The 14,074-nt window shown below is 41.3% G+C and carries 12 protein-coding genes; 10 read left to right on the forward strand and 2 right to left on the reverse strand.

The window, feature by feature from the left end; translation table 11 throughout:
* Nucleotides 1–55: 55 nt before the first annotated feature.
* Nucleotides 56–235 carry an aspartyl-phosphate phosphatase Spo0E family protein gene (locus IEW82_RS04340; RefSeq protein WP_188689724.1) on the reverse strand — a complete coding sequence of 60 codons (180 nt, stop codon included), beginning with the start codon at nucleotides 233–235 and terminating at the stop codon, nucleotides 56–58.
* 310 nt (nucleotides 236–545) lie between these two features.
* Between IEW82_RS04340 and cbpB the strand changes: the two genes are divergently transcribed.
* The 7 genes from cbpB (at nucleotide 546) to IEW82_RS04375 (ending at nucleotide 7,991) form a co-directional block, all read left to right on the forward strand.
* Nucleotides 546–1,007: a cyclic-di-AMP-binding protein CbpB gene (cbpB, locus tag IEW82_RS04345; protein ID WP_308422117.1), complete on the forward strand. Its 462-nt coding sequence runs from the start codon at nucleotides 546–548 to the stop codon at nucleotides 1,005–1,007.
* 768 nt (nucleotides 1,008–1,775) lie between these two features.
* Nucleotides 1,776–3,281, forward strand: coding sequence for an MDR family MFS transporter (locus IEW82_RS04350; RefSeq protein WP_188689728.1), 1,506 nt, complete (start codon nucleotides 1,776–1,778; stop codon nucleotides 3,279–3,281).
* Nucleotides 3,282–3,420: 139 nt separating this feature from the next.
* A complete protein-coding gene (gene ccpC / locus IEW82_RS04355) occupies nucleotides 3,421–4,284 on the forward strand; it encodes a transcriptional regulator CcpC (protein WP_188689730.1) in 864 nt (287 codons plus the stop codon).
* 72 nt (nucleotides 4,285–4,356) lie between these two features.
* Nucleotides 4,357–5,076, forward strand: a complete 720-nt coding sequence (gene dapD, locus IEW82_RS04360; RefSeq protein ID WP_188689733.1) for a 2,3,4,5-tetrahydropyridine-2,6-dicarboxylate N-acetyltransferase — start codon at nucleotides 4,357–4,359, stop codon at nucleotides 5,074–5,076.
* Between the two features lie 79 nt (nucleotides 5,077–5,155).
* Nucleotides 5,156–6,274, forward strand: coding sequence for an N-acetyldiaminopimelate deacetylase (locus tag IEW82_RS04365; protein WP_188689738.1), 1,119 nt, complete (start codon nucleotides 5,156–5,158; stop codon nucleotides 6,272–6,274).
* 90 nt (nucleotides 6,275–6,364) lie between these two features.
* Complete coding sequence (locus IEW82_RS04370) at nucleotides 6,365–6,610, forward strand: YkuS family protein (protein WP_188689741.1); 246 nt, start codon at nucleotides 6,365–6,367, stop codon at nucleotides 6,608–6,610.
* Between the two features lie 97 nt (nucleotides 6,611–6,707).
* The gene (locus IEW82_RS04375; protein WP_373285693.1) at nucleotides 6,708–7,991 is read left to right on the forward strand and encodes a hemolysin family protein; all 1,284 of its coding nucleotides are present in this window, start codon (nucleotides 6,708–6,710) and stop codon (nucleotides 7,989–7,991) included.
* A gap of 37 nt (nucleotides 7,992–8,028) precedes the next feature.
* Here IEW82_RS04375 and IEW82_RS04380 read toward each other — a convergent pair whose 3' ends face one another.
* Nucleotides 8,029–8,877 (reverse strand): mechanosensitive ion channel family protein, encoded by an 849-nt coding sequence (locus IEW82_RS04380; RefSeq protein ID WP_188689746.1) that lies wholly within the window; start codon nucleotides 8,875–8,877, stop codon nucleotides 8,029–8,031.
* A 209-nt stretch (nucleotides 8,878–9,086) separates the two neighbouring features.
* Between IEW82_RS04380 and IEW82_RS04385 the strand changes: the two genes are divergently transcribed.
* The 3 genes from IEW82_RS04385 (at nucleotide 9,087) to IEW82_RS04395 (ending at nucleotide 13,722) form a co-directional block, all read left to right on the forward strand.
* Complete coding sequence (locus tag IEW82_RS04385) at nucleotides 9,087–9,635, forward strand: peroxiredoxin (protein ID WP_188689749.1); 549 nt, start codon at nucleotides 9,087–9,089, stop codon at nucleotides 9,633–9,635.
* Nucleotides 9,636–10,119: 484 nt separating this feature from the next.
* Entirely contained in the window at nucleotides 10,120–11,880 is a 1,761-nt protein-coding gene (locus IEW82_RS04390) for an ABC transporter ATP-binding protein (protein ID WP_188689752.1), read from the forward strand.
* Nucleotides 11,881–11,961: 81 nt separating this feature from the next.
* Entirely contained in the window at nucleotides 11,962–13,722 is a 1,761-nt protein-coding gene (locus IEW82_RS04395) for an ABC transporter ATP-binding protein (RefSeq protein WP_188689799.1), read from the forward strand.
* Nucleotides 13,723–14,074 lie beyond the last annotated feature (352 nt).

The following is a 14,074-nucleotide window of genomic DNA, read 5'->3' on the forward strand; positions in this document are numbered from 1 at the left end:
CGAAAGGTGAAATACTGGGATTAAAAGAAAGCGTGGGGGAGAGATGGCAGTTATGTTATCCAATATTTTTATAGACTGGTGAAGAGCTTACCTTTTTCACTTGTTTTTTTTGATAGGTGATAATGAGCTTGTCCAACTCCTTACTACACTTAATCGTCTTTGCAGAGCTGATACCGTGAAGTGAAGCAGTGTGAATGAGTTGTTGACGTTTTTGCTCAATTGCTTCGAATAACATAATGGCCACTCCTTTAATCGGTTGATAACATTATCGTATAAAAAGAGTTAAATTTAAACCATTTCGTGCAAATCATACATAATCCGACATCTTTGTTTTGAGTAAAGCCCTTTCATTCTTTGGATTTTAGAAAATATCCCAAAATGGTCCAAATCAATACGAACGATGTTATAGTTAAACAAGCTATATTTACATAGAAGAAGCTTATTCCTATTTCATAAGGAACCGATGACGAAACAAGTCATTCTGTGTTAAACTTGGATGGAAAGGGCTTACAATATCATTGTTTGGACCAGAGAGGTTGATTTCTTTGAAAAAGATAACAAGTGAAGATGTGTTAACAAAGGATATTATGGATTTGATATTGCCGATTGATGAAGTCGCCCATGTTCAATCGATGAATCCGCTTGAACATGCATTGCTCGTCTTAATGAAAACGGGCTATTCGGCTATCCCTGTCCTTGATAAGGACACACAACTCGAAGGCGTTATTAGCAAGACAATGATATTAAATGGTGTTGTTGGTATTGAGCGCATTGAATATGAAAAATTAAGCGAATATACTGTGGAAAAAGTGATGAATACAAAGGTACCCGTATTAAAAACGACCGATAACTTGCTCACTGCCATAAAAATGTTAATTAATGAGACTTTTATTTGTGTTGAAAATGAGGCAGGGATTGTCCAAGGTATCCTTCCTAGAAGCACGATTTTAAAATATCTTAATCACTATCTGCGTGGCTTGGGGCACGATATCGTTCAACAGCCTTGATTAAAGGCTGTTTTTTTAAATAATCAGGGAGTATAAAATGTTTGGTCACGAGGACGATACACGTTTCCAATCCAGGCTGCTTGCTTTCCGCGGGGGAGTGGTAATCCTCCTCGCGCCTTCGCACTGCTAAGCTCTTACCGATCTCCCACTTCCCACAGGACTCTAGTCTCCGCATCATGAGTCAGCGGCGCCCGCGGAACACATGATTTTAGAGTGTTCCGAATCTCGCGTCTTGCGCTCCCATCCACTTGACCAGGCAACGAAGCCTTTTTCATATTGGATGATGCTCTTATAGCCAGACAAGGACGGGCAAGCTTTAAGCCCGGTTTTTTTCTTATGGAATAAAATGTAAATCACTCCGCTCCATCTCGGGTGTTGAGCCGGTTTTTAGGCAACTGCAAGTAAAGAAGCTCTTTTGCTCCTTTTTTCAAGCGATGGAAAAGTGAAAATGTCCATTATAATTGAAGGAGCTTAGGGCGTTGCTTTCAGCTCCGGAGCGCTCGGAGCAGGGGGACTTCAACTTACTCGCTTTTTCGCAACCCCTATAGTTCAATTCGAATGCCTGTTTGTCAGCATTTCCCCATTGCGGTCGAAGAGTGCTTTTTTCTTTTGCTGAGAAAAGTATCAGTTCAAGGCATGAAGGTGGGTAAAGGCGCATAATGGACAGTGCTAAGCTTAAATTTCGTCAGAATAACTCTATTTAGTTGTGTTTCTTCCATGCCTTACTATAAAATGGAGTATATTTGTCTTAAACAGGAGTGACGTTGAATGAACGAGGGAGCAGTATTGACAGATCAGGGGAGAAAAAGGCGAGCCTATGTCCTAGCGGCATTGGTATTAGGGATGTTCATGGCCTCAATAGAGGGGACCATTGTCGCCACCGCGATTCCTGCCATTGTGGGTGACTTGGGTGGCTTTAGCCTATACAGCTGGGTTTTCTCCGCTTACCTGTTGATGAATGCATTAACGATATTAATTTATGGCAAGCTATCTGATCTTTACGGAAGAAAACCTGTCTTTTTATTCGGACTTATTGTGTTTCTTATCGGTTCCTTATTAGCAGGCTTTGCTAGCACGATGAAGCTTCTGATCGTATTCCGACTGGTTCAAGGCATTGGGGCTGGAGCAGTACAGCCTATCGCCATGACGATTGTCGGTGACTTATATACCATTGAAGAGCGTGGGAAAATCCAGGGATATCTGGCCAGTGTGTGGGGGATATCCGCTATATTTGGGCCTGCTTTAGGTGGCATATTTGTACAATATTTAAGCTGGGCATGGGTCTTTTGGGTGAATTTGCCTCTCGGTCTGTTATCGGTGATTGGGATAGCTGTTTTCTTTAAAGAAAATGTGAAAAAAGAGCGTCATGCGATCGATTACGTCGGGGCATTTCTTTTATTTGTCACGATTACCTCGTTAATGATTGTGTTAATTCAGGCGGGCGTTGCTTGGGCTTGGGATTCTATTCCAACATTGTCCTTTATAGTGCTATTTATTGTAGGCATCATTTTATTTATCTGGCGTGAGCGGGTGGCGCGTGAGCCTGTTGTCCCTTTAAAAATATGGACAAATCCTCTCATTGCCATCGCCAACATTGTAAGTCTGACAACCGGTGTCGTTATTATTGGCTTAACAAGCTTTTTGCCGTCCTTTGTGCAATCAGTGATGGGACAATCAGCAATAATTGCTGGCTTTACGCTGACAGCGATGTCGGTCGGGTGGCCTTTATCTTCAACGCTTGTCGGCCGTCTACTCTTAACACGTAGCCATCGAATGCTTCTTTCAATCGGAGGAACAGCACTCGTCATCGGTGGACTCTTTTTCTTTCTAATGACCGGTGATAAAGGCCCAATATGGCCCGCTATCGGTTCATTTATCATTGGGATTGGTATGGGGTCAACGAGCACGCTTTTTATCGTGGCCATTCAGAACAGCGTTCCATGGAATTTGCGAGGTGCTGCAACTTCATCCAATATGTTTATGCGGATGCTGGGGAGCGCGGTGGGAGCTGCCCTCTTAGGTGGACTGTTAAATACCCATCTGAAAAGCTTCATTGCCGCTCATGGTGCTGCTGAGCATTTAAGCATTGATTCCGCAAATGCTGTGTTAGAAAATCGGGATGTTCATCTCTCGACTCACGCTTTACACATTTTAAGCAGGGGATTAGAAACCGCTTTACATTCTGTATATATTGGCGTGTTTGTTTTTACGCTTATCTCGTTTGTATTGATCTTGGTCATTCCAAAGAAATATTTGGCATTCCGCAGAAAATAATCAGAAGTCGTGTCAGCTTATAGCAGCATTTCCCGGTGAAGGCTTTTAAGAAGAAGTATATTGAATTATAATGAATATAGATCATAAGTAAAACTTATGATGCGCGTTATTTTAGTGATAGCAGTGGAGGAAATGGCACGTGCAAAGAAGTGATTTTCAGATCATCTCCGTTTTGGGTGAAGAAAAGAATATGCGCAAGGCGGCTGAGCGGCTCTTTGTTTCACAACCTGCTCTCAGCCAAAGGCTGCGTTCAATTGAACAAGAGTGGGATACCCCTTTGTTTGTACGTTCAAAAAGAGGTATGGATCTTACCCCAGAAGGTGAACGGATTGTAGCGTTTGCAAGGGAAACGTTAGAGAAGGAAGAAAAACTGCGAGAAAGTATTGTTGCAGATCAGTCAGAGGTCTATGGAACATTAAAGCTGGCCGTCGCTACAATCATTGGCCAATATTGGTTGCCCAAGGTACTCAAAACGTATGTCGAACGTTACCCTTTAGTTAAAATTTCTTTAGTGACAGGATGGTCTAGTGAGATTCTTCACAACATGTTTGAAGAGGGCCATATAGGAATTATCAGGGGAAATCCAAAATGGCGGGGACCGAAAACACATTTGTTTACTGATGTCCTGCATCTTGTGGATACAACTATTACGAGTCTTGACGAGTTGGATCATTATGAAAAACCGTTTATTCAATTCCGCAGTGATTCCACATATTATCAAGAAATACAAGATTGGTGGCATAATCATTATAAGAAGACGCCAAAGCGGACCATCATTGTTGATCAAATTGAAACGTGTAAGCAAATGGCTGTCAATGGGATTGGCTATGCGATCCTCCCATCAGTGAGTCTTACTGATCGTGATACAGATATCCATAAGATCCCGCTCATGGATCAATCTGGAGCATTTATTGGACGTGATACTTGGCTATTAACGCATGAAGATGCTATGAAATTGAAACAAGTCAAAGCTTTTATTGAGCTTTTGCAGGAACAAGCATAGACTTTCATGACAAAATTCGATAACATAAAAGCATTCAGTTTATAGCTGGAGAAACATAAGGAGGAGATTGTCTTGAAACAGATGGATGCCAATGAAATCATCTCTTTCATCCAAAATAGTAAAAAATCTACACCCGTTAAAGTCTACATAAAAGGGAATCTTTCTAACATAGACTTTGGTCAAGAGCTGCAAACTTTTATTAATGATAAAAGCGGCGTTATTTTTGGTGAATGGATAACCGTTCAAGAGATACTTGAAGCACATAAAGCGGAGATTGACGATTACGTCGTAGAAAATGATCGTCGTCATTCTGCTATTCCTTTATTAGACTATAAAAATGTGCAAGCGCGCATTGAGCCTGGTGCGATCATTCGTGATCAAGTTGAAATTGGGAATAATGCCGTGATTATGATGGGGGCAAGTATTAACATCGGTGCGGTCATCGGTGAAGGTACAATGATTGATATGAATGTTGTGCTTGGTGGACGAGCTACCGTCGGTAAAAATTGTCACATTGGTGCAGGCTCTGTCCTAGCCGGTGTCATTGAACCCCCATCGGCAAAACCGGTCGTCGTTGAAGATAATGTCACAATTGGTGCCAATGCTGTTATCTTAGAAGGGGTGACAGTTGGCGAAGGGGCTGTAGTTGCTGCTGGGGCCATCGTTATCGAAGACGTGGCTCCAAATACAGTGGTTGCTGGAGTACCTGCTCGCGTCATTAAGGAATTAGATGATAAAACGCGTGCCAAAACGGAGATTAAGCAAGAGCTTCGTCAGTTAAATGAAAATTGATCATCTAGAGATAGGGTCCTGCTTAGGACCCTATTGTCCTATTCTTAATGCTTAAGTCTTGTAAAAAAGGGTGATAATTATGGGATTAGATTTGATTGCCACGCGAAGGCAATTGCATCAAATACCTGAGCTTGGATTTCAAGAGATAAAAACTCAAGCCTTGATACTGACTACTCTTGATCAGTTTGAGGGGAAGGAATATATGACGATCAAGCGATGGAGAACAGGTGTGCTTGTCAAAATACATGGCAAGCAGCCCAAGCGTACGATCGCCTATCGCACGGATATTGACGGTCTTCCCATTCAAGAGAAAACGGGCTATGCATTTCAATCGAAGCATGAGGGACAGATGCATGCCTGTGGCCATGATTTCCACATGACCATTGCTCTGGGTGTTATTGAAAATCTATTAAAGCACCGTCCAAAGGATGATGTGGTCATTGTTTTCCAACCAGCGGAGGAAGGTCCTGGTGGCGCCTTGCCGCTTCTCCACAGTGATGAATTTAATGCATGGCGTCCTGATGAAATCTTTGCTCTTCATGTCGCACCAGAGTATCCAACAGGAACGATTGCGACACGTGAAGGGCTATTATTTGCCAATACATCAGAGCTTTTTATTGACTTTAAAGGCAAAGGCGGACATGCGGCCTATCCGCATTTAGCCAATGACATGGTTGTTGCTGCCAGTCATTTTATCACGCAAATCCAAAGCATTATCTCGCGGCGATTGGATCCATTAAATGCCGGTGTCGTGACAATAGGCAAGGTAACCAGTGGTACAAAGCAAAATATCATTGCAGATTCAGCACGAGTGGAAGGGACCCTGCGCGCCTTAAATCCTGAAACCATGCAGGTGATGAAGGAGGCCATTCAAGCTCACGTTGCGGGAATTGAGACGGCCTTTTCTTGTCGTGCAACCATTGACTTTGGTTCCAATTATTATCAAGTCCATAATCATAGTGAACAAACTCGGGAGTTTATACAGTATTGTAGAGACCATGACTATGATCTAGTGATTTGCAAGGAAGCCATGACCGGAGAGGATTTTGGTTATTTTCTTAAAGAGATTCCGGGCTTTATGTTCTGGTTAGGCGTGAGCTCCGAAGCCGGCTTACATGATGCGCATTTTCAACCGGATGAAGCAGCCATAGAAACGGCAGTCAAACTAGTTACCGCTTATATTTCTAGGGGGGCATAACAGCCATTAAAAGAAATTTTTCGCATAATCCTTCCATTAAATTGGCACTATAAGGATGTAACAGGCCATAATGATGAGGAGGTGCAGACTGTGGCAAAAATTGCGGTCGAAGAAGGCTTGACAGATGTTCAAGAAGCCCTAAAAAGCAAAGGCTATGATGTGGTCACATTAAGGCAAAAAAGTGATGCCAAACAGTGTGATTGTTGTGTTATCTCTGGCGTTGATAGAAATGTCATGGGGATGCAGGATATTGCAATTGAAGGACCTGTTATTGATTGTGATGGTATGGATGCCAATCAGGTTTGTGAAGAGGTTGAGCACCGCTTAAGTCATTAATACCTTGAACCGCTTTTGAGCAGCCATTTAGGCTGCTTTCTTACTAAAGGTCGATTGCTTTTAATAAAGTGGAAATTAATATTTAGGGGAAATGAACGTGGTTATCAACTTATTGATTGTTGTTGTGCTCATTATACTTACAGCTTTTTTTGTAGCCTCTGAATTTGCAATTGTGAGGGCACGAAAACTGAAGATTGATATGATGGCTGAGGAAGGACATCGCCAGGCACTAGCGGCTAAGAAAATCATCGAACATCTTGATGAATATTTATCGGCCTGCCAGCTTGGGATTACGATGACCGCTTTAGGAATTGGCTGGCTGGGTGAACCAACAATTGGCCATCTTTTAGAAAAGCTGTTTGGGGTCTTTGTGTTTTCAGGAACCGTATCATTGACCCTTTCTACGATTTTAGCTTTTTTGATCGTGACGGTTGTCCATGTGGTCTTGGGTGAGCTCGCTCCTAAAACCTTTGCGATTCAAAAGGCGGAAGACATTGTCTTGCTCTCCGCGCGTCCCCTTATTATATTTAATACAGTGGCTTATCCATTTATTTGGATTCTTAATGGATCGGCGAATGCCATTGCGCGTTTGTTTGGTGTCAAGCCGATGTCAGAACAAGATACAGTACATACAGAAGAAGAGTTGCGGCAAATCCTTTCAGAAAGCTATAAAAGCGGTGAGATTAATCAAGCGGAATACCGCTATGTGAATCGCATTTTTGAATTTGATAATCGAACGGCTCGTGAGATTATGATTCCAAGAACGGAAACGATTTGTTTATTTCTAGACGAACCTTTGGAAGTGAATCGCCAAGCGATGAAGGAACATAAATTTACGCGCTATCCAGTGGCCGAGAACGACAAAGATAATATCATCGGTTTGGTTAATATTAAAGAGCTTTACTTCTCACGCTTTATGAGTGAAAGTGGTGATGATATCACCCCACATATTGCGCCCATCTTACATGTTTTTGAAACGATCCCGATAAAACAGCTCTTGGTTAAAATGCAAAAGGAGCAGGTTCATATGGCGGTCCTGATGGATGAGTATGGCGGCACAAGTGGTATTGTCACCGTTGAAGATATATTAGAAGAAATTGTTGGCGAGATTCGTGATGAATTTGATAAAGATGAACGACCGATGATTGACGAGATAGAGGAGGGCCGGTTTATTGTTGATGGGAAGACCCTTCTTTCAGAAATTAATCGCTATTTTAATAAAACGATTGCTCATGATGATATTGATACCATTGGAGGCTTTATTTTAGCCAGATTCCCAGAGGCCCGAGAGCAAATGGAAATGGACATTGAAGGACTTACGGTTAAAATTGCGGAGATGTCAGGAACGCAAATCAAAAAAGTAGAAATACGGAATGCATAAACCAGCGCCCTAGTTCAAAAGGACGCTGGTTGTTCTTTTAAGCTTCTGCACGGTCTTGCTTATGAATAAGGACTTGGTGTGGAAAGGGAATTTCAATATTATTAGCGTCAAGGGCTTCTTTTATTGCCTTTTTGAGCTCTCTTTCGACCCCAAACTGTTCACCGTTTTTTGTTTGGGCAATGACTCTTAAAACGATGTCTGAACTATTAAGGGCTTGTACGCCGATCACATCAGGTCCTTCAACAATGTTGTCGTTCTTGGTAGCAAATTGATCACAGACGCCTTGAATCACACTAAGTGCCTCGTCAATGTCTTCATTATAAGAGATTCCGATATCGACGAGCGCTCGCATGTTACCGCGTGAGTGGTTGCTGACATCGGAAATGTTGCGATTGGGAATAAAATGTAAGACCCCATCAAACCCTCTTAATTGCGTGGTACGGAGTCCAATTTCTTCAACGACACCAGAATAACTGCCAATGTCAACCACTTCACCGACATCCATTTGTTTTTCAAGGAGGATGAAAAAGCCGGTAACAATATCACTAACCAATCCTTGAGCGCCGAACCCAATGGCTAAGCCGACAATTCCGGCACTGGCAATCAAGCTTGAGATGGGCAAGCCGAGGATGGTGAAAATCATGACCACCATGATGAATAGGAGAACATATGATAGGATGTTGTTTGCGAGCTTCTCCATTGTATAAATTCGTGCCGCTTCATTTTCGTTTTTCTCTTGATACTTTTTAAAGGCACTGTCGATCGCTTTTTTACCAATGGATTTAAAGATAAAAAAGAAAATAATCACGAGCAAAATCTTTATGATTTTGAAACTTAAATTTGTAGCAAGATATTCCCATAGATTATGAAAGGCATCTAAGGACATTAAAAAAACATCTCCTTTTTTTTATTTTCTATGTATAGTATTCGTATAGTATAGCGATAATGGTAGATAGGTTCAAATGTTTTTCTAGGGTAAAGTATAATTTTTCGCTAAATAACGGCATGAATTGACATAAAAATGAGCACAGATTATAATAATCAGCGTTGGTTATTGTACTATACATCTTGCAGATTTCTAGGAGGGACTTGATTATGCCAGAACGCATGGTAGGAAAACAAGCACCACGATTTGAAATGGAAGCCGTCATGCCAAATAAGGAATTTGGAAAAGTCAGCCTTGAAGAAAATATGAAAAATGGCAAGTGGACCATTCTTTTCTTCTATCCAATGGACTTTACATTTATTTGTCCTACTGAGATCACAGCTATGAGTGATCGCTATGAAGACTTTGAAGATTTTGATGCCGAAGTGATTGGCGCATCAACAGACACTATACATACTCATAAAGCGTGGATCAACACATCCCGTGATGAAAATGGTTTAGGCGATTTAAACTATCCATTAGCTGCTGACACGAATCATGAAGTGGCTAAAAAATATGGCGTACTAATTGAAGAAGAAGGCGTCGCTCTTCGCGGTTTATTCATCATTGACCCAGAAGGCGAGCTCAAATATGCAGTTGTGCACCACAATGATATCGGGCGTGATGTCGATGAAGTACTTCGTGTGCTTCAGGCCTTGCAAACCGGCGGTCTTTGCCCGGCTAACTGGAAACCAGGTCAAGAAACATTAAAAGTGTAATGCTTAGAATAATGAAAGAGCTAGGGAGCGATTGTGCCCCTAGCTCTTTTTTTATTTATACTATCAGGATTTGTAATTTCTCTGACGCTCCAAAGGAAGATAGTATAAGTGTAACTTTGGCTTTCAACACGATGGATTTGTGATTTGGACAGACGTCCGTTTTTATTTTTTCTTTTCAAAATAAGAGTCAATATAGTAGATAATGAATAGTAATGGTGGTATTATGTGTCTTGTAACTTTTTCTGAATAAAAACAAAACGATAAAAATATTTTTTTCTTTAGAAAATAAAATGACCTTAAATGAAGTGAAAAACGCTGAAATTTTTATTAAATTTAATGTTTTGTTGTGTAAAGAGAATTATTTGCCTTAAAACGTTTTAATTTCTTTAAATATAGCCTTATTATGCTATGGTGTATTATTTCGAAATCCGTTATATTAGGTGATGTTACAATTCTAAGCGATAAGGAGATTGGTGGTGTCCGTATGGAAACATTCAAGCGACTTAAGGAATATTATTGGCCTTACAAAGGCTATTTCTTCGGATCGCTCATTTTTTTACTTTTTGTCACAGGGATTACCGTGCTGTATCCGGTCTTTCTTCAGCAAACCATTGATAAGGTTGTTGATGAAAAGCACTATAACTATGCAGCGTTTTTAGCAATCGGTTTTATATTATTAATGATAATTAAAGGGGTTTCAGCTTATTTTCAGCAATATTGGGGCGCGCAATTCGGCGTCAATGCGACCTATGCATTGAGAAAGGACTTGTATAAAAAGCTCAATGCGCTGCCTTTTCGCTACTATGATAATGCAAGAACAGGTGACTTAATGTCCCGATTAACTGCAGATATTGAAGGCTTTCGCTTTTTCTTAGCACAAGGAATGGCCCAGCTCATTCGGTTTATTTTAATGGTTGGGTTGAGTTTGGTTATAATGTTTAGTTATTCATGGCAGCTGGCGATTATTACACTCATTATGACACCATTTCTCGCTTTTACCGTCATGAGGTTTGATAAAAAAGTCCATCCGGCCTTCCGTGCCATTCGATTATCTATGGGGCGACTGAATACTAGAGTTCAGGAAAATATTAGTGGGATGAATACGGTTAAGGCTCTTTCACAAGAAGATGAAGAAATCAATCGTTTTAAGATAAGTAACGAAGACTATAAGGTGAAAGAGATTTATACATCAGAAATTTGGGCAAAGTTTTTCCCTTTTATGGAGTTTATCGGCAATATTTGTGTTGTGATTTTACTGGCTATTGGTGGGAATCTCGTGATTTCTGGGGAGATGCAAACAGGGGAGCTCTTAGCCTTTTTTAGCCTTGTATGGTACATCATGGGCCCACTTCAGGATCTCGGATTTATCATCAACCAGTTTTCACAAGCCAAGGCTTCTGGTGAAAGGTTGTTGCAGATTTTAGATGAACCCTCTGAAATCACATCGCCAGAAGCTGCCTTTGTTCCTGATCGTATTAAAGGAGAGGTGAGCTTTAATCATGTCTCTTTTAAGTATCCAAATGAGACGGTATATGCGTTAAAGGATGTTAGCTTTGATGTTAAGCCAGGTCAGGTGATTGGACTTATGGGGGCAACAGGCTCGGGGAAATCGACGATAACACAATTGCTTTCACGCTTCTACGACGTTACCGATGGTCAATTGCTCATCGATGGGATGCCTGTCCATGAGTATTCGTTAACCTCTCTTAGGAAGAACATCGGCTTTGTGCTTCAAGAAAACTTCCTGTTCTCATCGACGATTAAGGATAATATTGCCTATGGCAATCCGGATGCTACAGATGAGGAAGTGATCGATGCTGCAAAGCGCGCTCAAGCCCATGAGTTTATTAGCAAGCTTCCAGAAGGGTATAACACCGTTCTTGGTGAGCGTGGCTTAGGCCTTTCTGGTGGTCAAAAGCAAAGGATTTCGATCGCGCGTGCTTTGTTGATTAATCCGAGTATATTGATCTTAGATGACGCCACAAGTGCTGTAGATATGCAAACGGAAGCAAAAATTCAAAAAGCATTTAGGGAATTGATGAAAGGGCGTACGACCTTTATTATCGCCCACCGCATTTCGTCAGTCCAACATGCAGATGAGATTCTCGTTTTGGATAAAGGGAAGATTGCAGAACGCGGTGTCCATCAAGAGTTAGTGAATCATCCTGATGGATTATACAGAAGAATCTATGACATTCAATTTAAAGATAGAGAGAGTATTCAATTGAGACAAAATGCACACTAGGAGGTGGAACAAGTGGCATTAGAAAAACCAGAATCAAAATCATTAGAAAATCGTGAGCGGTTTTACTATACGCGTGATCGTATGGCTGAAAAACCATTTAACTGGGCACAAATGGTCCGACTATTAAGCTATCTTAAGCCTTATTCAAAAACTTTACTCCCAGCGGCGATTATTGTTCTTTTGTTAGGCTCTGCGGTTCGCCTTTGTGTCCCGATTCTTATCGGGGTAGTTGCCTTTGACAAAATCATCGGTAAAGGGAATATCCATGGCCTGTATTGGCTTGTGGTTGGCATAGCTGCTATGTATCTGCTTTCTTTCATCAGTAACCACTTTAGAATTAAATGGACCAACCGATTAGGACAATATGTGATTTATGATCTAAGAAAAGCACTCTTTAATCACGTGCAGTATCTGTCGCATCGCTTCTTTGATTCCCGGTCTGCAGGCTCAGTGCTCGTTCGGATCATCAACGATGTCAATAGCTTACAAGATTTATTCACTAACGGGATTATCAACACGATGATGGATTTGTTAATGCTCATTGGTATTTTTGTGATCATGTTTAGCTTAAGCTGGCAATTAGCGATCGCGTGTATGATTATTGTCCCTATCATGTTCTTTCTTTCAACAAAGTTTCGTCGAAAAATCAGGAGATCCTGGCAGGTTGTTCGTGTCAAACAATCTAAGCTTAATTCGCATTTGAATGAAAGCCTGCAGGGCATGCGTGTGACGCAATCCTTTAATCAGGAAATTAATAACCGTGCTTTCTTCGACGGTGTTAATAATGAAACAAGGGAAGCGCAGCGTGATGCTCAACAGAAAAATGCGGTGTTCAGTCCATTTGTGGAATTAGCTAATGCGGTAGGGTCTGCCATCCTTATTTGGTTTGGCTCATATTTGATTCTCCATGCCCATATTACAACAGGGATCTTTGTATCCTTTGCTTTTTATTTAGGGATGTTCTGGGACCCGATTTCTAGACTTGGGCAAACCTATAACCAATTATTGATGGCCATGGCATCATCAGAGCGGATATTTGAATTTCTTGATGAACAACCCAATGTGAAAGATAGTGTCCGTCCAGTGAGTATGGAGCAAATCAAGGGAACTATTGATTTCGAAGATGTCGTCTTCTCTTATGATGATAAGCGCAATGCGCTCAACCATATCAATCTGCATATGGAAGCAGGGGAAACCATCGCTCTTGTCGGCCATACTGGGTCTGGAAAGTCTACCATTGCTAACTTAATCGGTCGCTTTTATGACCCGACGGGCGGTACTGTGAAATTTGATGGTATTGACATTAAAGAGATCAAGCTTAGTGAATTGCGAAAAAATATCAGTACGGTCATTCAAGATACCTTCATTTTCTCTGGGACAATTATGGAAAATATTCGTTTTGGTCGCCCAGGTGCGACAGATGAAGAAGTCAAAGCAGCGGCTGTTGCTTCTGGCGCCGATACATTTATTCGACAGCTGTCTCATGGCTATGATACAGAGGTTGAGGAGCGCGGAAATATCCTTTCTGTTGGCGAGCGCCAATTGCTTTCCTTTGCGCGGGCACTACTTGCCGATCCAAAGATATTAATCCTTGATGAAGCAACCTCAAGCATTGACACAGAATCAGAATTAAAGATTCAAGAGGCAACGGAAAAGCTTTTGGAAGGACGGACATCTATCATCATTGCTCACCGCCTCTCCACCATACGTGATGCCGATAAGATTATCGTTTTGGAAAATGGAAACATTCTAGAACAAGGAACACATGATGAATTAATGGCAGCGCGAGGGAAATACTTTGAACTCGTTGTCAGTCAATTTGATGCCTTGGATGCTGTTTAATACCCCCTCACAAACCGCTAGTAGGTGGTACCACCACCGACTAGCGGTTTTTTTAGTCTCAGATTGGGTAACCTGTCCTGATGCCCTTTTAGCAGTGATGCATTCAGGCTTTAACTTTTGCTTTTTAAAGGTTTATTGACAACTCTAATGATGATTAAAAGATCGCGTTAGGCGTACGAGATGAGCGATTATAAAGCTTAGTTTTTTTGAACAAAGTATGAGAATTGTATAATCAACCAGGCTCGTGAGTATGTGTAAAATAGTTCTCGGTGGTATTTCTACAAAATCCTAGCCAAAAAAGAAGAGGCACTCTATCATAAATGTATGCCTACCAGAGCAAATACATCGTAGA

The sequence above is a fragment of the Pullulanibacillus camelliae genome, from assembly GCF_014642655.1.
GTDB classification, from domain to species: domain Bacteria; phylum Bacillota; class Bacilli; order Bacillales; family Sporolactobacillaceae; genus Pullulanibacillus; species Pullulanibacillus camelliae.